Source organism: Enterobacter sp. EGD-HP1 (assembly GCF_000733275.2).
Lineage (GTDB): Bacteria > Pseudomonadota > Gammaproteobacteria > Enterobacterales > Enterobacteriaceae > Enterobacter.
In genome coordinates, this window is the sequence record NZ_AVOP01000032.1 from 140418 (window position 1) to 159445 (window position 19028).

Here is a 19028-nt window from a genome sequence, read left to right on the forward strand (position 1 = left end):
CGACAATAGCGTCATTAATCAGGAGGTGGGTGATGCGTGATTTACATAAAGGCGTCTGGCAAATGAGCCTGGCGATGTTAATTTCCGGCTCTATCGGTGCGTTTGTTTTACTCAGCGGTCTGCCGGTAACGGAAGTGGTGTTCTGGCGCTGTCTTATCGGGGCAATAGCGCTTTTTATTTTTATCCGGGTAAGTCCAAAGCCCTTTAGTCCCCTCACCCGCACCACGCTGCTGCTGGCCATTCTCGGCGGCGTGGCATTAGTGTTGAACTGGCTGCTGCTCTTCGCAGCCTATGAGCGGATCTCGATTGGTCTTTCGACCGTGGTCTATAACACCCAGCCGTTTATGCTGGTCCTGATGGGGATGTTTTTAGGTGAACGCGTCAGCGTAGTGAAATGGGGCTGGCTGTTTCTCGCCTTTGGCGGCGTGGTGATCTTGCTCTCCAGCGAGCTGACCGGCGCACACGGCAGTGAATGGCTCGCCGGGATCGGTCTGGCGATGGCCGCGGCCTTCTTCTACGCGGTCACGGCCATTATTGCCCGCAAACTCAGATCCGTTGCGCCGCAGCATATTGCCTTTATCCAGGTGCTGACGGGCGTCGTGATGCTTTTACCGTTTGCCAGCATGCCGTCTTTTTCCGGTGATTTCCCCTGGCCGATCCTGCTGACGCTGGGCATCGTCCATACCGGCATTATGTACCAGCTGCTCTACAGCGCGATTCAGAAGCTGCCTACGCCCATTACCGGCTCCCTGTCGTTTATCTATCCGGTAGTGGCGATCGTTGTCGATAATCTGGTGTTTGGACACTCCCTGAACCTGACGCAGCTGGCGGGCGGCGCGCTGATCCTGTTTGCTGCCGCGGGCAACAACCTGGGCTGGGGCGAAAAAAAACCCCGCGAGTGCGGGGTTGGTATCAAAACGGCGAATTAGCGACGGGCGCGCACAATCTGGTATTTGCGCGTCAGGTACTCTACCGGCGCGCTCCAGATATGCACCAGACGAGAGAACGGGAACAGCACAAACAGCGTCATCCCCAGCACCAGGTGAACGCGGAAGATAAACGCCACGCCGTCCAGGTGCACGGACGCGCCGCCGTGGAAGGTCACCACGGACTGCGCCCAGCCGACCAGCTTCATCATTTCGCTGCCGTCCATATGCTGCGCCGAGAACGGAATGGTCAGCAGGCCCAGCGCGCACTGCACCATCAGCAGGGAGAGGATCAGAATATCCGCTGCGGTCGTGGTCGCACGCACGCGCGGGCTGAACAGACGACGTTTTAGCAGCAGCAGACCGCCTACCAGGGTCATCACGCCGCAGGCACCGCCAGCGATCATCGCCATCTTCTGCTTCACCTCGATCGGCAGCCACGCTTCATACATCCAGTGCGGCGTCAGCATCCCCAGGAAGTGACCGGCAAAAATCCCCAGAATACCGATGTGGAACAGGTTAGAGCCCACATGCATCCCTTTACGATCCAGCATCTGGCTGGAGGCAGCACGCCAGGTGTACTGGCCGTAGTCGTAACGCAGCCAGCTTCCCACCAGGAACACGGTGCCCGCGATATACGGGTAAATGTCAAAGAAGAACATATTCAGGAAGTGCATTAGTGCCGTCCTCCGTTAGAGATATTCAAATATTGCGGGGCAACCGCGCCGGCAAAACGACGCTGGTGAGCGGAGATTTCAGACTCGCCGCAGTTCTGGTCAGCAAAGAATTTCACCTGCTCTTCTTCCCAGACCGCATCCAACGCCTGTGGCGTGTCATCGCGGGCTTCATCCGCAATTTTCTCCGCCACTTTTTCACTGTCGACTGACGCGTTGGCCAGCTTCACCAGCAGATCGAAAAGTACCGCGTAGCGGCTCTCGCGCTGCTGAAGACGCGCGCCGAGCAGCGCCAGGATCGGCGCGATGTCCTGCAGACCGCCCAGCGCCTCCTCTTTTGGCAGCTGCGCCAGATATTCCAGATAGAGCGGCAGATGGTCCGGCAGCTCGCGGCTGTCGAGCTGCAGGCCGTGCTGCTCGTACTGCGCCATCAGGTCAACCATCGCCTGACCGCGGTCGCGGGATTCACCGTGCACGTGTTCGAACAGCAGCAGCGAGGTCGCACGACCACGGTCAAACAGCTGGCTGTAGTCCGACTGCGCGTCCAGAAGATCGCGCGCAAGCAGATCGCGGAGGAAAACGCCCAGCTTGTGGGCATCCTCTTTATCCAGGTTTTCAGATGACGCGAGTGCATCAAAGAGTTCCTGCTGATGCTGCGTAAGCGCAGCATCCGGGTACTCGAGCAGACGCGAAACAATGACGAGTTCAATCATGAGTGCGGCTCCGTTTTACTGGTCACATCCATGGCGTCGATGCGGCGGCTGTTGAACAGGTTGAATTTGCTGTCTGACCCGTGGCAGCCGTCGCCAAAGGTAAAGCCACAGCCGTTTTTCTCCGGGAAGGCTTCGCGGGCCAGCTCACGGTGGCTGCTCGGCACCACGAAACGGTCTTCGTAATTGGCAATCGCCAGATAGCGGTACATTTCCTGCGCCTGGGCTTCGGTCAGACCGACCTCTTCCAGCGCGCGGGTATCGGTAACACCGTCTACGGTTTCCGCACGTTTGAAGTGACGCATCGCCAGCATACGCTTCAGCGCCAGCAGCACCGGCTGGGTATCCCCGGCGGTCAGCAGGTTAGCCAGGTACTGAACCGGGATTCTCAGGCTTTCCACGTCCGGCAGAATGCCGTTGCTGCCCAGCTCACCCGCATCCGCGGCAGACTGAATCGGCGACAGCGGCGGCACGTACCAGACCATCGGCAGCGTGCGGTATTCCGGATGCAGCGGCAGGGCCAGCTTCCAGTCCATCGCCATTTTGTACACCGGAGACTGCTGCGCCGCGTCAATCACGCTCTGCGGAATGCCATCCTTCAGCGCCTGCTCAATCACCTTCGGATCGTTCGGATCGAGGAACACGTCCAGCTGACGCTGATACAGATCTTTCTCGTGCTCGGTGCTCGCGGCATTTTCAATCGCGTCCGCGTCGTACAGCAGCACGCCGAGGTAGCGAATACGGCCTACGCAGCTTTCTGAGCAGACGGTCGGCATCCCGGCTTCGATACGCGGGTAGCAGAAGATGCACTTCTCAGACTTGCCGCTCTTCCAGTTGAAGTAGATTTTTTTGTACGGGCAGCCGGTAATACACATGCGCCAGCCGCGGCACTTGTCCTGGTCGATCAGCACGATGCCGTCTTCTTCACGCTTGTAGATGGCGCCGCTTGGGCAGGTCGCCACGCACGCCGGGTTGAGGCAGTGCTCGCACAGGCGCGGCAGATACATCATGAAGGTATTTTCGAACTGGCCGTACATCGCCTTCTGCATGTTCTCGAAGTTCTGGTCTTTGGCGCGTTTCTCGAACTCGCCGCCCAGAATCTCTTCCCAGTTTGGACCGCTGGTAATCTTGTCCATGCGCTGACCGGTGATCAGCGAGCGCGGACGGGCGATCGGCTGGTGTTTGCTTTCCGGCGCGTTGTGCAGGTTCTGGTAGTCGTAGTCAAACGGCTCGTAGTAATCGTCGATGCCCGGCAGGTGCGGGTTAGCGAAAATTTTACCCAGCAGCATCGCGCGGTTACCCATGCGCGGCTGCAGCTTGCCGTTGATTTTACGGATCCAGCCGCCCTTCCACTTCTCCTGGTTTTCCCAGTCGGTCGGGAAGCCGGTGCCCGGCTTGCTTTCCACGTTGTTGAACCAGGCGTACTCCATACCTTCGCGGCTGGTCCAGACGTTTTTACAGGTGACTGAGCAGGTATGACAGCCGATGCATTTATCCAGATTCAGCACCATGCCGACTTGTGAACGAATTTTCATTTTACGCTCTCCTGTACCTGGTCATTGCCTTCGCCGTCTAACCAGTTAATGTTCTTCATCTTACGTACCACCACGAACTCATCGCGGTTCGATCCTACGGTGCCGTAGTAGTTAAAGCCGTAGGCCAGCTGCGCATAGCCACCGATCATGTGGGTCGGCTTCGGCGTAATACGGGTCACGGAGTTGTGGATCCCACCGCGCTGCTCGGTAATTTCTGACCCCGGCAGGTTAACGATACGTTCCTGCGCGTGGTACATCATGGTCATCCCGGCCGGTACGCGCTGGCTCACCACCGCACGCGCCGTCAGGGCACCGTTGCTGTTGAACACTTCGATCCAGTCGTTATCTTCGATACCCAGATCTTTGGCGTCCGTTTCGCTCATCCAGACAATCGGACCGCCGCGCGACAGGGTCAGCATCAGCAGGTTGTCGCTGTAGGTGGAGTGGATACCCCACTTCTGGTGCGGCGTCAGGAAGTTCAGCGCCTTCTCAGGGTTGCCGTTCGATTTCGCGCCCATCACTGCTTTCACGGAGCGGGTGTCGATTGGCGGACGGTAAACCAGCAGGCTTTCACCGAAGTCACGCATCCACTGGTGATCCTGATACAGCGACTGACGACCGGACAGGGTGCGCCATGGGATCAGCTCATGAACGTTGGTGTAGCCCGCGTTATAAGAGACGTGTTCATCTTCGAGGCCAGACCAGGTCGGGCTGGAGATAATCTTGCGCGGCTGGGCCTGAATATCGCGGAAGCGGATTTTCTCTTCCTCTTTATTGGTCGCCAGGTGCGTATGGTCGCGACCGGTAAACTCGCTCAGTGCCGCCCAGGCTTTCACCGCCACGTGGCCGTTGGTTTCCGGTGCCAGGGTCAGGATCATCTCTGCGGCATCAATTGCCGTGTTCAGCATCGGCTGGCCCTTGGCCGGGCCGTCCGCTTTGGTGTAGTTGAGCTTGCGCAGCAGATCCATTTCGCTCTGGGTGTTCCAGGCGATCCCTTTTCCGCCGTTACCGATCTTCTCCATCAGCGGGCCGATAGAGGTAAAGCGCTCATAGGTTGCCGGGTAGTCGCGTTCAACCGGAATGATGTGCGGTGCGGTCACGCCCGGGATCAGGTCGCACTCGCCTTTTTTCCAGTCCTTCACGTCCAGCGGCTGCGCCAGTTCGGCAGCGGAGTCGTGCTGGATTGGCAGCGTCACCACGTCGGTCTCTTTGCCCAGGTGGCCTACGCAGACTTCGGAGAATTTCTTCGCGATGTCCTTGTAGATATCCCAGTCGCTTTTTGATTCCCACGCCGGGTCAACGGCCGCAGACAGCGGATGAATAAACGGATGCATATCCGAGGTATTCATGTCGTCTTTTTCGTACCAGGTGGCAGTAGGCAGCACGATGTCGGAGTACAGGCAGGTGCTGGACAGACGGAAGTCCAGCGTCACCACCAGATCCAGCTTGCCGTCGAGACCGTTGTCTTTCCACTCCACCTCTTCCGGCTTCACGCCGCCCTGCTTGCCGAGATCTTTCCCCTGAATACCGTTTTCGGTACCGAGCAGGTATTTCAGCATGTACTCGTGGCCTTTACCGGACGAGCCCAGCAGGTTGGAGCGCCAGATGAACAGGTTACGCGGGTGGTTTTTACCGTTCTCCGGCTGTTCTGCCGCGAAGCGGATAGAGCCGTCTTTGAGGGATTTCACGGTGTAATCCACCGGTGACATACCCGCCTGCTTCGCCGCTTCCGCAATGCGCAGCGGGTTAGTGCCCAGCTGTGGCGCAGACGGCAGCCAGCCCATGCGTTCAGCACGCACGTTGAAGTCAATCAGGTGGCCGCTGTAGCGGGATTTATCCGCCATTGGCGAAAGCAGCTCCTGCGCGGTAACCGTTTCGTAGCGCCACTGGCTGGAGTGGTTATAGAAGTAGGAGGTGCTGTTCATGTGGCGTGCCGGACGCTGCCAGTCGAGGGCAAACGCCAGAGGCTGCCAGCCGGTCTGCGGACGCAGTTTTTCCTGGCCGACGTAGTGCGCCCAGCCGCCACCGCTCTGGCCAACGCAGCCGCAGAAGATCAGCATGTTGATCAGACCGCGATAGTTCATATCGAGGTGATACCAGTGGTTCAGACCCGCGCCGACGATGATCATCGAACGACCGTGCGTTTTGTCCGCGTTTTCTGCAAACTCACGTGCGATACGGGTAATGTGCGCGCGTGGCACGCCAGTGATCTGTTCCGCCCAGGCCGGGGTGTAGGCTTTCACGTCGTCATAGCCGGTTGCGCAGTTTTCATCGCCCAGACCGCGTTCCAGACCGTAGTTCGCCATGGTCAGGTCATAAACGGTGGTGACCAGTGCGGTAGAACCGTCGGCCAGCTGCAGGCGTTTAACCGGCAGTTTGTGCATCAGAACGTTTTTCAGTTCAACCTTGTTGAAGTGCTCTGAACCTTCACCGCCGAAGTACGGGAACCCGACTTCAGCGATCTCGTCCTGGCTGCCCAGCATGCTCAGGCGCAGCTCCGTCTCTTCGCCGGTGGTGCCGTTGCGTTGCTCCAGGTTCCACTTGCCCTTCTCGCCCCAGCGGAAGCCGATAGAGCCGTTTGGCGCCACCAGCTCGCCGTTGCTGTTATACGCAACGGTTTTCCACTCAGGGTTGTTTTCCTGGCCCAGCGAATCCACCAGATCGGCGGCGCGCAGCGTGCGGCCCGCAGCATAGTAGCCCTCACGCGCTTCCAGCATGACCAGCATCGGCATGTCGGTGTAGCGGCGAACGTAGTCGGTGAAGTACTGGCTTGGCTTATCAAGGTGGAATTCACGCAGCATGACGTGGCCCATCGCCATTGCCATCGCGGCGTCGGTACCCTGTTTCGGCGCCAGCCACAGATCGCAAAGCTTGGCGATTTCCGCGTAGTCAGGGGTCACCGCCACGGTTTTGGTGCCTTTGTAACGGACTTCAGTAAAGAAGTGCGCGTCCGGCGTACGGGTCTGAGGAACGTTTGAGCCCCAGGCGATGATGTAGCTGGAGTTGTACCAGTCGGCGGATTCCGGCACGTCGGTCTGCTCGCCCCAGGTCTGCGGAGATGCAGGCGGCAGGTCGCAGTACCAGTCGTAGAAGCTCAGGCAGGTACCGCCGATAAGAGACAGGTAACGCGCGCCGGAGGCGTAAGAGACCATCGACATCGCCGGGATGGGTGAAAAGCCCGCCACGCGGTCAGGACCGTAGGTTTTGACGGTGTAGACGTTGGAAGCGGCAATCAGCTCGTTCACTTCTTTCCATGAGGAGCGAACGAAACCACCGCGACCGCGAGCCTGCTTGAAGCTTTTTGCTTTGTCCGCGTCTTCGATAATGGACGCCCAGGCATCCACCGGATCGCTGTGCTGCACTTTCGCTTCACGCCACATCTTCATCAGGCGCTTGCGCATCAGCGGGTATTTTAGACGGTTAGCGCTGTAGAGATACCAGGAGTAGCTGGCGCCACGCGGGCAGCCGCGCGGTTCGTGGTTTGGCATATCCGGGCGGGTGCGCGGATAGTCGGTCTGCTGCATTTCCCAGGTCACCAGACCGTTTTTAACGAAAATCTTCCAGCTACATGAGCCAGTACAGTTCACGCCGTGGGTCGAACGGACGACTTTGTCATGCTGCCAGCGCTGGCGGTAACCGTCTTCCCAGTCCCGGTTGGTATCCAGAACCTGGCCGTGCCCATCGGCAAAAGTTTCACCCTTCTGTTTGAAGTAGCGAAACCGGTCCAAAAATTTGCTCATCGGGTATCTCCTGTGTGGAGCCTGTGGCTCTCTAAATCGACATTGCTGATTTGCAGCGAAGGTAACGCCCTGAAAGAGGGGGAGAATTGATAACGATCAAGACGAGAAGGGACTTTCAGGCGAGGGGTTATACCGAATACCACCAAAGCGGTATCTAAGAAAAATTCATATCAATATGAAATATATGACTATTTTTATTTTGTCGCACAAAAAACCAGTCAACATTTAACATCTCAGGTATTAAGGGGTAGAGCGACCTGTAAAGCGATGGCGATCGCAGTGCCGCCGCGGGCGTTAGCCGTAAAAGCCGTAAGTATGTTGTAACTATTATTCAGGCTAAAAAAAACGCGGCCCGAAGGCCGCGTAAACGGATAATCACACTTACTTATTTTTCTTGGTATTACGGCCATATACCAGCCACGTAATCACAACGCAGGCGATATAGAAGACGAGGAAGACTTTCATGGCACCGGCCGGAGAGCCGGTCAGGTCCAGAGAGATACCGAACGCTTTCGGGATAAAGAAGCCGCCAATCGCACCGATGGCAGAGATAAAGCCCAGCGCCGCCGCCGTATCCGTCGCCGCTTCACGCATTGCCTGCTCTTCGCTCCCGCCCTGCGCTTTCACGCGGTCCATGGTCAGCTTGCGGAAGATCACGGATATCATCTGGAAGGTAGACGCACTCCCCAGCCCGGCCGTCAGGAACAGCACCATAAACACGCCGAAGAAGGCGATGAAGTTACCGCCCTGCCCGTCGGCTGGCAGCGTAAGGAACAGCAGCGCGCAGAAGACCGCCATCACGACGAAGTTAACCAGCGTCACGCGGGTACCGCCGAGGCGGTCAGACACCATGCCGCCCAGCGAACGCGCCAGAGCACCAATGAACGGCCCGAAGAAGGCAAATTGCAGGATCTGAATCTCCGGAAACTGCGTTTTCGACAGCATCGCGAAGCCTGCAGAGAAGCCGATAAACGAGCCGAAGGTGGCCAGATACAGCAGGGCCATCACCCAGAGATGCCCACGCTTCAGCACCGGCAGCTGTTCGCTCAGCGATGCCTTCGACGCGGACAGATCATTCATAAAGAACCAGGCTGCGAGGGTAAAGACCACCAGGAAAGGGACCCAGATCCAGGCGGCGTTTTGCAGATAGAGGGACGAACCATCCGCCTGCTCAACGCCACCGCCGCCAAAGGCCGCAAAAATGGAGACCGAGATCGCCAGCGGGGCAATCAACTGCATCACGCTCACGCCCATGTTCCCCAGACCGCCGTTAATCCCCAGCGCGCCGCCCTGCTTGGCTTTCGGGAAGAAGAAGCTGATGTTCGCCATGCTGGAGGCGAAGTTCGCACCCGCAAAACCGCACAGCAGGGAGATAATCACGAACACGTTAAACGGCGTGGAGGTATCCTGCACCGCGAAGCCGAGCCACACGCAAGGGACGATCATGATACCCGTACTGAACGCCGTCCAGCGACGACCGCCAAACACCGGCACCATAAACGCGTAAGGGACCCGCAGCAGCGCGCCTGACAGCGACGGCAGCGCGGTCAGCATGAACAGCTGATCGGTCGTAAACGTAAACCCAACTTTCGGCAGATTGACCGCCACCGCGCTAAACAACATCCATACGCAAAACGCTAATAACAAACACGGCACGGAAATCCATAGATTCCGGCTTGCTACACGATGGCCGCGCTGTTGCCAGAACGCCGGCTCCTCTGGACGCCAGTCTGTAATAACGGCACCATTTTCCCTTTCGGGAGCGGATGAGTGACTCATAGACACCTCTGATTCTCGAATGATGCTGCAAACATTAGGGTTTTAGGGCGGCGGTAAGTTGATATAAATCAAAGGAAAAGTGGGAGGATTTGCGGCGCAAAATAAGGCCTTACCCTTAGTGAGTAGGCTAATTCGGTAAAAAAGACGTGGTTTTTCACGGCACTGACGGTTCCTGGCTACCCCCACCTCCTTCCCCCTACTCCGTTGGCAATTTAGGGGTAATCCTTTATTGGTATGGGTATACTCCAGGGTATGCACCAGAATAGCGCCATTCCTGCAAGCAGGCCACGTCAGGAGCACGCCACCTCTATGTTAAAAAGATGTTTATCTCCGCTGACGCTCGTGAATCAGCTCGCTCTGATTGTTTTGCTGTCCACCGCCATCGGCGTGACCGGCATGGCGATCTCCGGCTGGCTGGTACAGGGAGTACAGGGTAATGCGCATGCCATCAACGAGGCAGGCTCGCTACGCATGCAGAGTTATCGCCTGCTGGCATCGGTTCCCCTGACGCAGGACGATCGTCCTCTGATTGATGAAATGGAGCGCACGGTCTCCAGCCCCGAGCTGCAAAACGCCGCCATCCGCGCCGGTCAGCAGTCCCAGCTTAACGCCCTTCAGGGCTACTGGCACACCCAGCTGGCGCCCGGGCTGAAGCAGGCGCGCAGCACAGAAACCGTTGCGCAGGACGTCGCGGGGTTCGTCTCGCGCATTGATGCGCTGGTCTCCTCTTTTGACCAAACCACCGAATTACGCATTGACCGGGTGGTGATGGTGCACCGCGCGATGGCGCTGTTTATGGGTCTGCTGCTGATCTTCACCATCGTCTGGCTCCGCGCGCGGCTGCTGAATCCGTGGAAACAGCTGCTGGCAATGGCCCGCGCGGTCACCGCACGCGATTTTACCCAGCGCACGCACATCAGCGGGCGCAACGAGATGGCCATGCTCGGTCAGGCGCTGAATACCATGTCGGCAGAGCTGTCCGAAAGCTACGCGGTGCTGGAGCAGCGCGTGCAGGAAAAAACGGCCGGGCTGGAGCAGAAAAACGAGATCCTCTCCTTTCTGTGGCAGGCCAACCGTCGTCTGCACATGCAGGTGCCGCTATGCGAACGCCTCTCGCCGGTGCTGAACGGTCTGCAAAATCTGACCCTGCTTCACGACCTTGAGCTGCGGGTCTACGATGTGGAAGACGAAGATAACCATCAGGAATTTACCTGCCAGTCCGATATGTCCTGCGATGACAAAGGCTGCCATCTTTGCCCTCGCGGCCTGCCGCCGCTGACGTCCGGCGGCACCACCCTGAAGTGGCGCCTGACCGACAGCCACACCCAGTACGGTATTCTGCTGGCAACGCTGCCTGCCGGGCGCCACCTGAGCCACGACCAGCAGCAGCTGGTTGACACGCTGGTCGAACAGCTAACGGCCACGCTGGCGCTCGACAGGCATCAGGAAAAGCAGCAGCAGCTGATCGTCATGGAAGAGCGCGCAACCATCGCCCGCGAGCTTCACGACTCTATCGCCCAGTCGCTCTCCTGTATGAAAATGCAGGTGAGTTGCCTGCAGATGCAGGATGCGGAGATGCCGGAAAGCAACAAGCAGCTGCTCAGCCAGATCCGCAACGAGCTGAACACCTCCTGGATACAGCTTCGCGAGCTGCTGACCACCTTCCGTCTGCAGCTGACCGAGCCGGGCCTGCGCCCGGCGCTGGAAGCCAGCTGCCAGGAATTTAGCGCCCGGCTGGGTTTCCCGGTGAAGCTGGACTACCAGCTGCCGCCGCGGTTTGTCCCCTCCCACCAGGCCATCCATTTACTGCAGATCGCCCGTGAAGCGTTGAGTAACGTGCTCAAGCATTCCGGCGCGACGGCGGTAACGGTCACCGTCAGCCAGCACGGCAGTCAGGTGAAGCTCACGGTTCACGACAACGGCCGCGGCGTGCCGGAAAATGCCGAACGCACTAACCACTATGGTTTAATTATTATGCGAGACCGCGCCCAAAGCCTGCGCGGTGATTGCCAGGTTCGCCGGAGAGAGACGGGCGGCACGGAAGTAGTCGTCACCTTTGTTCCCGAAAAACCGCTTACAACTGCTCAAGGAGAAACCCATGACTAATCAGGAACCGGCATCTATCCTGTTGATCGACGACCATCCGATGCTGCGTACTGGCGTGAAACAGCTGGTCAGCATGGCACCCGATATCACCGTGGTTGGCGAAGCCAGCAACGGTGAACAGGGCATTGAGCTTGCCGAATCCCTCGATCCCGATCTGATCCTGCTCGATCTGAATATGCCCGGCATGAACGGGCTGGAAACCCTCGACAAGCTGCGGGAAAAATCGCTTTCCGGGCGCATCGTCGTCTTTAGCGTGTCAAACCATGAAGAGGATGTGGTCACGGCGCTGAAGCGCGGGGCGGATGGTTATCTGCTGAAGGATATGGAGCCGGAAGACTTGCTTAAGGCGCTGCAGCAGGCCGCGGCGGGCGAGATGGTGCTCAGCGAAGCCTTAACGCCGGTGCTGGCCGCCAGCCTGCGCGCCAACCGCGCCACCTCTGACCGTGACGTCAGCCAGTTAACTCCGCGCGAGCGCGATATTCTGAAGCTGATTGCTCAGGGCCTGCCGAACAAAATGATTGCCCGCCGTCTGGACATCACCGAAAGCACGGTCAAAGTACACGTGAAGCATATGCTGAAGAAAATGAAGCTAAAATCCCGCGTTGAAGCCGCGGTGTGGGTGCATCAGGAACGCATTTTTTAAGGATTACTCCTCCGGCAGAAGCTTCCAGCGCGGATCGTCGTCAGGCAATGCGACCAGCGGCTGCACGACGGTCAGCACGATCTCATTGGACGAGACGCGCTGGCCCTTCTCATCTTCCACCACCGCCGACAGGTGCCAGCGGTTTGTCGCCCCTTCACGGTCATCCCAGGCAGGCATAATCACGCTCCAGCCGTCGCTGCTGTTGCTTTTCGCCGGCGACGTCAGGCTCAGCGCCTGCGTATCCCCCTGCCAGTGGATCTGACGAATGCCGTGTGTACTGCGAACCTGAAGCTTCAGCATAACGGTCTCGCCTCCTTTCAGATCCCACGGCGGCGTGGCCAGCCACACGGACAGCGTTTTCCGCTGGCGGAACTCTATCACCGGCAGGCTATTGCGCTCCGGAGAGTCGTAGCGGCTTCCGCGCAGGGAGCGCGTGGCGGCAACTTCACCGGCGGAAATCTGCTTAACCAGCGGCACGCCAAAGCGGTAGTTGAGCTTCAGTCCGAGGTTATTCTGACTCGCGCCACTTTCTCCCTGCTTATGCGCGGCGGTCAGGGTGACCAGCGGAACGGGGGTATAGTTAAGCCCCAGGTTCACCGCCACCGGGTTGTGATAGCCGGTTCCGCTGTTGAAGAGGTCGACGTTATCGCCAAAGTATTGCTCGAAGCTGACGCTGGTATTGAGATGATGGAACCACGGCAGCCAGGCTTTAGCGGTGACGTCATATCCGCGCGCCATGCGCTGCTCCTGGACGTCAGAGCGATCGCGCCAGCCGGCAAAGGGCTGATAATAGTTGGCCGACAGGCGCAGATTTTCCCCCCACGCTTCCGCGCCCAGCCCGGCACGCTGCAGGTTTTCATCCAGAAGGTTATCGTAAAACGTGTTGTAACCCAGCAGCCATTTTCCGGCGACCCAGCGCTGACCGAGCCCAGCGTTACTCACCAGGCCATCCGTCTGCTGGGTCAGGCCAAGCTGGCTCCAGCTCAGATAGCGGTTGTTATCGTTCCAGGGGATAAACCAGCTCCCACTGCTGCCGTTAAATTTGCCATCGTTATCGACCAGCAAGTTCACGCTGGCGTTACCCCAGGGCGACAGCCAGGATTCTATCTGCTGGTTCACTTCGCCGCTCAACGCGTCGCGCACCTGACCAAACGCAAACTGACGCGCCTGCTCGCCCGTTGTCAGACCGTTGTCGGTCATGCTGGCTTCACCAAACGCTTTCGCCATTTCGGCCAGGTGTTTTTCCCCCTCGCCCGTTGGCGCCGCCATGCCGAGGTCGGGCAGACTGTCCCCATTATTGTCGAAGGGATTCTGTGCCTGATGCATAAAGGAATTCGGCGCACCGTGAACGGCTCCGGCCGCAAGAAGGGGGAGTAATAACAGAAAAAGAATGCGGGACGATACAGCCATCAACGTCGGGATTTGCGCCTGAGTTTTGTAAAAGACTCTCTTACCTTAACGTCATTAGGAAAGAATTGCAGCCTTACGGGACATTTCAGGAATATCCTGAAGTTTATTGTCGGCTGCAAGCAGCGTAAACTCGGTAAACCCTATATTATTCGTGCCTTTATAAGAACAGGAGTCAACATGCAAAAGATTGTGATCGTCGCCAACGGTGCGGCCTACGGCAGCGAATCCCTTTTTAACAGCCTGCGCCTGGCGATTGCGCTGCGTGAAAAAGAGAGCGACCTGGCGTTACGGCTCTTTTTAATGTCGGACGCGGTCACCGCGGGGCTGAAGGGTCAAAAACCGGCAGAGGGCTATAACATTCAGCAGATGCTTGAAATTCTGACCGCGCAAAACGTGCCGGTGAAGCTGTGCAAGACCTGCACCGACGGCCGCGGCATTACCGGTCTGCCGCTGATTGATGGCGTAGAGATTGGTACGCTGGTTGAGCTGGCCGAGTGGACGCTGTCCGCCGATAAAGTATTAACTTTTTAATAATAAACCCGTAAAAATATTATTTTCTTATGGACGCGGTTTCAGCATCAAGTTTACCTGCGGGGTTGCCGATAGGCATGGAAACAACACAGCAGGTATTTCACTTATGTTCAGATCGATTCGTGCACGCATCATCGTGGCGACGGCAGGCTGTCTGGTCGTCGCCCTTCTCCTTAACACCGTTATCAACTTCCAGGTCACGCGCCAGGATAACCAGCAGTCCCAGCGCGATATTCTGACCAGCACCAGCGCCAGCCATAACATGGCGATTGCCGACTGGGTAAAAAGCAAGATGGCGGTGATCGCCTCCGCGCAGACCGTTGCGCTGAGCGACGACCCGGTTCCGGTGTTTAAACAGCTTGCGCAGGCGGGTGGATTCACCAACGTCTATGTTGGCTACGCCAGCAAAACGGCGAAATTCTCTGAACCGGCGGGCGTTCCGGCGGACTATGACCCGACTATTCGCCCGTGGTATCAGCAGGTGGTCAGCACGGACGGTCCGGTTGTCACCGCGCCCTACGTTGACGCGGGTACCGGTAAACTGGTGGTAACCTTCGCCGTGCCGGTGAAAGAAAATGGCACGCTCAAAGCGGTCGTGGCGGGCGATGTGGCGATGGACAGCGTGGTGGCTAACGTGCGCGGGATCCATCCAACCCCGGCCAGCAGCGGGTTGCTTCTGAACAGCGACGGCAGCGTGATTGCCGCTAACGATCCGGCTCTGACGCTAAAACCGTTTGGTGAGACGATCAAAGGCATTGATTTTGCTGCGCTGAAAAGCGGTAACCTCGTCGACGGAACGCTGAACGACGCTGAAAAAACCTTCGTGGCGACAGCCGTGCCGGGCACTAACTGGCTATTAGTCGTGGCGCTCGACAGCGGCGACGCCACCTCCGGGATGCGTTCCATGCTCAAAGCATCCGCAATTTCGCTGGTGATCCTGGCTCTCCTGAGCGCGGCCATTGTTCACTTCCTGATTGCCCGCCTGCTCAAGCGCTTGTCCGACATTCGCGACGCGATGCACAACATTGCTAACGGCACTAACGATCTCTCCCAGCGCCTGCCGGACAGCGGCGAGGACGAGGTCGCGCAGATTGCCCAGGCCTTTAACGCCTTCAGCGATAAGCTGTCGGTGGTGATGGTGCAGCTCCGCGACGCCAGCGAATCGGTAAAAAACGCCGCGCAGGAGATTGCCGCAGGTAACCAGGATCTTTCCGGACGTACCGAGCAGGCGGCATCCAGCCTGCGCGAGACGGCCAGCGCCGTGGAGCAGATCACCGCCTCCGTGACACAGTCGAATGAATCGGCGGCAGAAGCCAACGATCAGGCGAGCAAAGCCTCGGCGGCCGCGGCGCGCGGCGGCGAGGTGGTATCGCAGGCGATCAGCACTATGCAGTCCATTGAAGTCGCGTCGGCTAAAATTGGCGATATCACCAGCGTGATTGACGGCATTGCTTTCCAGACCAACATTCTGGCGCTGAACGCCTCCGTCGAAGCGGCGCGTGCCGGTGAGCAGGGGCGCGGGTTTGCCGTCGTCGCAGGCGAAGTGCGTAACCTGGCGAGCCGCAGCGCCCAGGCGGCGAAAGAGATCAAATCGCTGATTGATTCCACCACCAACAGCGTGGCAACCGGCTCCCGCTACGTGCATCTGGCGGGGGAAAGCATGGATGAGATCCGCTCCAGCATCGGCAGCGTCTCTGGCATCATGCGCGAAATCTCCATCGCCACCAGCGAGCAGATGAAAGGGATTCATGAGATCAACCACGCGGTAACCCATCTCGACCGCATGGTGCAGCAGAACGCCGAGCTGGTGGTGGAATCCGCCGCCGCCGCGGGCGCTCTGCAGAGCCAGGCGGGCGACCTTGCTGAAACTGCCGGCCATTTCCGCATTTAATTTTATTCAGGTGCGGGTTTACTGGCTAAAACCCGCGCCAGCTGAATGCTTTCAGGCATTTTGTCATTTTTGTTTAAACGTTATGCCATTTTTTGATCAAAATCATCATCCCTCGCCCCCCGCTTTGGTGTTATGCAATGAGTAATTTGTGAACAATATCACGCTCGGGATGGGCAAAATCGACGGGGTAAAAAAATGGCACTGGTAAAAACAAGTTTGAAACTGTTTGGCGGGGATACGGTAGTGGTGCGTTGCTCAGAGCGCTGTCGTATTCATCTGATGAGTGCGAAAGCACAAAAACAATCCCAGGCGGATATTCTGACCGTGCAGGATGATAAAGCATGGCTTACCGTGCCGTATACCGGCACGTGGGATGTGCTGATCGACAGCCACAGTCAGTCGCTGGAGCATTCCGTCAGCTACGTGGCCGCATAAAATTAAACGCCCGGCAAGCCGGGCGTATTATCAGGCAAAGCCTGCTCGCAGCGTGCCGTTGAGCGGGTTCCCTTCCAGCAGCGCCTTCACCTTCACCACCAGCTCATTCAGACAGTCGTCCTTCATGCCGAGGCGGGTTAGCTCCTGGTCGAGGGAGAAGAGATACTGCGCGTTGGTGCCCAGCGGCCCGCTCGCGGCGGCAATCAACGGGGCAATCACCTGCGTACGGGTATCCGCTTCATACAGCGGATGGCGCGGGTCCATAATAAACACCAGCGCGTTGACGGTACGACCGTCGTCCAGTTCCAGCTTGCACCAGCTCGGCATATAGCAGCCGGTGATCATCTCGCGCTTCCAGAGCAGCGTGAGCTCCTCTTCCAGCGTGGCATCCGGAAGCCGATACGCCACGCCCGTGGTGCGCCCGCCCTCTTTCAGTGCAAGCATGCGCCCCGGCTGGCACGCGCTGCCGCGTCCGGCCGTCAGTCGCAGGCAAAATGCGCGATGCCAGCCGGGCAGCGTTCCCGTTGCCGATTCGACAAATTCCAGAGCCGGGTTCCACATCAGGGAGCCGTAGCCAAAAATCCATACCGGGCCATCATCCGGGCGGCAGGCAAGCGTGGCAGCGAGCGACGCCGCACGTTGTTCAGCTGACCAGAGAAGCGATTCCTCAATAGCACCAAATGCCGTCTTACAATCTGCCTTCATTAAGAAATCACGCGTTAACACTTTCCACCTCCGCCACTGCATGCTTCCTTGCGACATCTGTAATTCGCCTTCCCGGCATTTTACCCTAAATAATTCGAGTTGCAGGAAGGCGGCAAGAGAGCGAATCCCCAGGAGCTTACATAAGTAAGTGACTGGGGTGAACGAGCGCAGCCAACGCATCTGCAACTTGAAGTATGACGGGTATATGTGCTGGTCATTTTGCCAGCAGTCAAATAACGATAAGCAATTAGCGGACCAGTTGCAATACAGCGGAAGTTCAACCGCCTGAAAAGTCAAAATGAAGGCAGCGAATTATTTCACGGCTATTTCTTTTTATGCCATTTATCGTCGTCTCCTTTCTCATATTCATGTTTTACGGCGGCCCAGGCGACTTTGTGCGCCGTCTCTTCACGGCTGGCATCATCCCGGCGATCGTCCTTGTCTTTGTACTGATCCCAGGCGCTGTTAAACGCCTCTTTGTAGATATCCTGCGCGTGGGCGGGCAGCACGTTTTGCACGTTATCGGGTAATTCGCGTTTCGTTTTATAGGGCATCACTGACCTCTCTTTTGGTTAAAGAGATAAGTGTGGACGACGATACACCATGGTGCCACCCGGCAATAATTTATGAATAAATTACATTTTTAATTTATTGTTATTTAATGAGTAATCAACAAAGAATCTGCATTATACCCATCATCAATGAAAATAATGACAAAGGGTAAAATTAAGTAAAAAATAAAGGGTATTTAACAGAGATCTGTTAATTTAATGACCTCAAAAATCTATCTATAATTACAAGCACCTGCATTGATGGAGAAGCACATGACAGCAACACACGAGGCGGTAAAGACCCGCCACAAGGAGACGTCTCTCATTTTCCCGGTTCTGGCACTGGCTGTGCTGCTCTTCTGGGGAAGCAGTCAGTCACTGCCAGTGGTGGTTGGTATCAATATTCTGGCCCTGGTCGGCATCTTAACCAGCGCGTTTAGCGTCGTTCGCCATGCGGACGTCCTGGCCCACCGTCTCGGCGAGCCGTACGGATCGTTAATTCTCAGCCTTTCCGTCGTGATTCTCGAAGTCAGCCTGATATCCGCGCTCATGGCGACCGGCGATGCCGCGCCGACGCTGATGCGCGACACGCTCTACTCGATCATTATGATTGTGACGGGGGGCCTGGTGGGCTTCTCTTTACTGCTGGGCGGCCGCAAGTTCGCGACCCAGTATATGAACCTGTTCGGCATTAAACAGTATCTGATTGCCCTCTTCCCGCTGGCGATTATCGTGCTGGTCTTCCCGATGGCGCTGCCGGGTGCAAACTTTTCCACCGGGCAGGCGCTGCTGGTCGCTCTGATTTCCGCCGCCATGTACGGCGTATTCCTGTTGATTCAGACCAAAACGCACCAGAGCCTGTTTGTTTACGAGCATGAAGATGACGGCGACGACGATGACCCGCACCACGGCAAGCCGTCGGCCCACAGCAGCGCGTGGCATACGGTTTGGCTGATCGTGCATCTGATTGCGGTTATCGCGGTCACCAAGATGAATGCCAACCCGCTGGAGACGCTGTTAACCGAGCTGAACGCGCCGGTAGCGTTTACCGGCTTCCTGGTGGCGCTGCTGATCCTGTCCCCTGAAGGGCTGGGCGCGCTGAAAGCGGTGTTGAATAATCAGGTGCAGCGCGCAATGAACCTGTTCTTCGGCTCCGTACTGGCGACCATTTCACTTACCGTACCGGTGGTGACGCTGATTGCCTTTATGACCGGCAACGAGCTGCAGTTTGCGCTGGGTGCGCCGGAGATGATCGTGATGGTTGCCTCGTTGCTGCTGTGCCAGATTTCGTTCTCAACCGGACGCACCAACGTGCTGAACGGCGCGGCGCATATGGCGTTGTTTATTGCTTATTTGATGACGATATTTGCGTAGCCTTTTTGCCCAGCGGCG

15 protein-coding genes are annotated in these 19028 nt (G+C 57.6%); 7 read left to right on the forward strand and 8 right to left on the reverse strand.

Translation table 11 applies throughout. The annotated features are described in order from the left end of the window. Positions 1-32 precede the first annotated feature (32 nt). A complete protein-coding gene (locus N037_RS16315; RefSeq protein ID WP_032642223.1) occupies positions 33-929 on the forward strand; it encodes a DMT family transporter in 897 nt (298 codons plus the stop codon). Here the strand turns inward: N037_RS16315 and narI are convergent. The 5 genes from narI to N037_RS16340 form a co-directional block, all read right to left on the reverse strand. Continuing rightward, positions 926-1603, reverse strand: a complete 678-nt coding sequence (narI, locus tag N037_RS16320; RefSeq protein WP_032642226.1) for a respiratory nitrate reductase subunit gamma — start codon at positions 1601-1603, stop codon at positions 926-928. The two genes, N037_RS16315 and narI, sit on opposite strands and share 4 nt — an antisense overlap. Continuing rightward, the gene (narJ, locus tag N037_RS16325) at positions 1603-2313 is read right to left on the reverse strand and encodes a nitrate reductase molybdenum cofactor assembly chaperone (protein WP_032642228.1); all 711 of its coding nucleotides are present in this window, start codon (positions 2311-2313) and stop codon (positions 1603-1605) included. Before narJ ends, narI begins: the two co-directional genes overlap by 1 nt. Further along, entirely contained in the window at positions 2310-3845 is a 1536-nt protein-coding gene (gene narH, locus N037_RS16330; protein ID WP_023335987.1) for a nitrate reductase subunit beta, read from the reverse strand. The genes narJ and narH overlap by 4 nt, the downstream gene beginning before the upstream one ends. Beyond that, positions 3842-7585, reverse strand: a complete 3744-nt coding sequence (locus N037_RS16335; RefSeq protein ID WP_032642230.1) for a nitrate reductase subunit alpha — start codon at positions 7583-7585, stop codon at positions 3842-3844. Before N037_RS16335 ends, narH begins: the two co-directional genes overlap by 4 nt. A 381-nt stretch (positions 7586-7966) precedes the next feature. Then, positions 7967-9364: a NarK family nitrate/nitrite MFS transporter gene (locus N037_RS16340; protein ID WP_032642232.1), complete on the reverse strand. Its 1398-nt coding sequence runs from the start codon at positions 9362-9364 to the stop codon at positions 7967-7969. Between the two features lie 309 nt (positions 9365-9673). Between N037_RS16340 and narX the strand changes: the two genes are divergently transcribed. Further along, complete coding sequence (gene narX / locus N037_RS16345) at positions 9674-11470, forward strand: nitrate/nitrite two-component system sensor histidine kinase NarX (protein ID WP_032642234.1); 1797 nt, start codon at positions 9674-9676, stop codon at positions 11468-11470. Further along, positions 11463-12113 carry a two-component system response regulator NarL gene (narL, locus tag N037_RS16350; protein WP_008499531.1) on the forward strand — a complete coding sequence of 217 codons (651 nt, stop codon included), beginning with the start codon at positions 11463-11465 and terminating at the stop codon, positions 12111-12113. Before narX ends, narL begins: the two co-directional genes overlap by 8 nt. 3 nt (positions 12114-12116) lie before the next feature. Here narL and N037_RS16355 read toward each other — a convergent pair whose 3' ends face one another. Next, positions 12117-13523: a YchO/YchP family invasin gene (locus N037_RS16355; protein ID WP_050511262.1), complete on the reverse strand. Its 1407-nt coding sequence runs from the start codon at positions 13521-13523 to the stop codon at positions 12117-12119. Between the two features lie 177 nt (positions 13524-13700). Between N037_RS16355 and N037_RS16360 the strand changes: the two genes are divergently transcribed. From N037_RS16360 to N037_RS16370, 3 genes are all read left to right on the forward strand, one after another. After that, complete coding sequence (locus N037_RS16360; RefSeq protein WP_008499522.1) at positions 13701-14054, forward strand: DsrE/DsrF/TusD sulfur relay family protein; 354 nt, start codon at positions 13701-13703, stop codon at positions 14052-14054. A gap of 106 nt (positions 14055-14160) precedes the next feature. Next, positions 14161-15945 (forward strand): methyl-accepting chemotaxis protein, encoded by a 1785-nt coding sequence (locus N037_RS16365; protein WP_023335994.1) that lies wholly within the window; start codon positions 14161-14163, stop codon positions 15943-15945. Positions 15946-16140: 195 nt separating this feature from the next. Then, positions 16141-16380 carry a DUF1883 domain-containing protein gene (locus tag N037_RS16370; RefSeq protein WP_013096243.1) on the forward strand — a complete coding sequence of 80 codons (240 nt, stop codon included), beginning with the start codon at positions 16141-16143 and terminating at the stop codon, positions 16378-16380. Between the two features lie 30 nt (positions 16381-16410). Here N037_RS16370 and N037_RS16375 read toward each other — a convergent pair whose 3' ends face one another. Both N037_RS16375 and chaB read right to left on the reverse strand, forming a co-directional pair. Further along, entirely contained in the window at positions 16411-17106 is a 696-nt protein-coding gene (locus tag N037_RS16375; protein ID WP_032642434.1) for a gamma-glutamylcyclotransferase, read from the reverse strand. A gap of 302 nt (positions 17107-17408) precedes the next feature. Then, positions 17409-17639 carry a putative cation transport regulator ChaB gene (chaB, locus tag N037_RS16380; protein WP_008499518.1) on the reverse strand — a complete coding sequence of 77 codons (231 nt, stop codon included), beginning with the start codon at positions 17637-17639 and terminating at the stop codon, positions 17409-17411. Between the two features lie 270 nt (positions 17640-17909). Between chaB and chaA the strand changes: the two genes are divergently transcribed. Continuing rightward, positions 17910-19010, forward strand: a complete 1101-nt coding sequence (gene chaA, locus N037_RS16385) for a sodium-potassium/proton antiporter ChaA (protein WP_023312122.1) — start codon at positions 17910-17912, stop codon at positions 19008-19010. Positions 19011-19028: the final 18 nt, after the last annotated feature.

Bases quoted from the DNA above. Each gene is read 5' to 3' on its own strand.
- narH (WP_023335987.1), bottom strand. From the start codon at position 3,845: ATGAAAATTCGTTCACAAGTCGGCATGGTGCTGAATCTGGATAAATGC.
- N037_RS16370 (WP_013096243.1), top strand. From the start codon at position 16,141: ATGGCACTGGTAAAAACAAGTTTGAAACTGTTTGGCGGGGATACGGTA.
- narX (WP_032642234.1), top strand. From the start codon at position 9,674: ATGTTAAAAAGATGTTTATCTCCGCTGACGCTCGTGAATCAGCTCGCT.
- N037_RS16355 (WP_050511262.1), bottom strand. From the start codon at position 13,523: ATGGCTGTATCGTCCCGCATTCTTTTTCTGTTATTACTCCCCCTTCTT.
- N037_RS16335 (WP_032642230.1), bottom strand. From the start codon at position 7,585: ATGAGCAAATTTTTGGACCGGTTTCGCTACTTCAAACAGAAGGGTGAA.
- narJ (WP_032642228.1), bottom strand. From the start codon at position 2,313: ATGATTGAACTCGTCATTGTTTCGCGTCTGCTCGAGTACCCGGATGCT.
- N037_RS16315 (WP_032642223.1), top strand. From the start codon at position 33: ATGCGTGATTTACATAAAGGCGTCTGGCAAATGAGCCTGGCGATGTTA.
- N037_RS16340 (WP_032642232.1), bottom strand. From the start codon at position 9,364: ATGAGTCACTCATCCGCTCCCGAAAGGGAAAATGGTGCCGTTATTACA.
- N037_RS16360 (WP_008499522.1), top strand. From the start codon at position 13,701: ATGCAAAAGATTGTGATCGTCGCCAACGGTGCGGCCTACGGCAGCGAA.
- narI (WP_032642226.1), bottom strand. From the start codon at position 1,603: ATGCACTTCCTGAATATGTTCTTCTTTGACATTTACCCGTATATCGCG.
- N037_RS16365 (WP_023335994.1), top strand. From the start codon at position 14,161: ATGTTCAGATCGATTCGTGCACGCATCATCGTGGCGACGGCAGGCTGT.
- chaB (WP_008499518.1), bottom strand. From the start codon at position 17,639: ATGCCCTATAAAACGAAACGCGAATTACCCGATAACGTGCAAAACGTG.
- narL (WP_008499531.1), top strand. From the start codon at position 11,463: ATGACTAATCAGGAACCGGCATCTATCCTGTTGATCGACGACCATCCG.
- chaA (WP_023312122.1), top strand. From the start codon at position 17,910: ATGACAGCAACACACGAGGCGGTAAAGACCCGCCACAAGGAGACGTCT.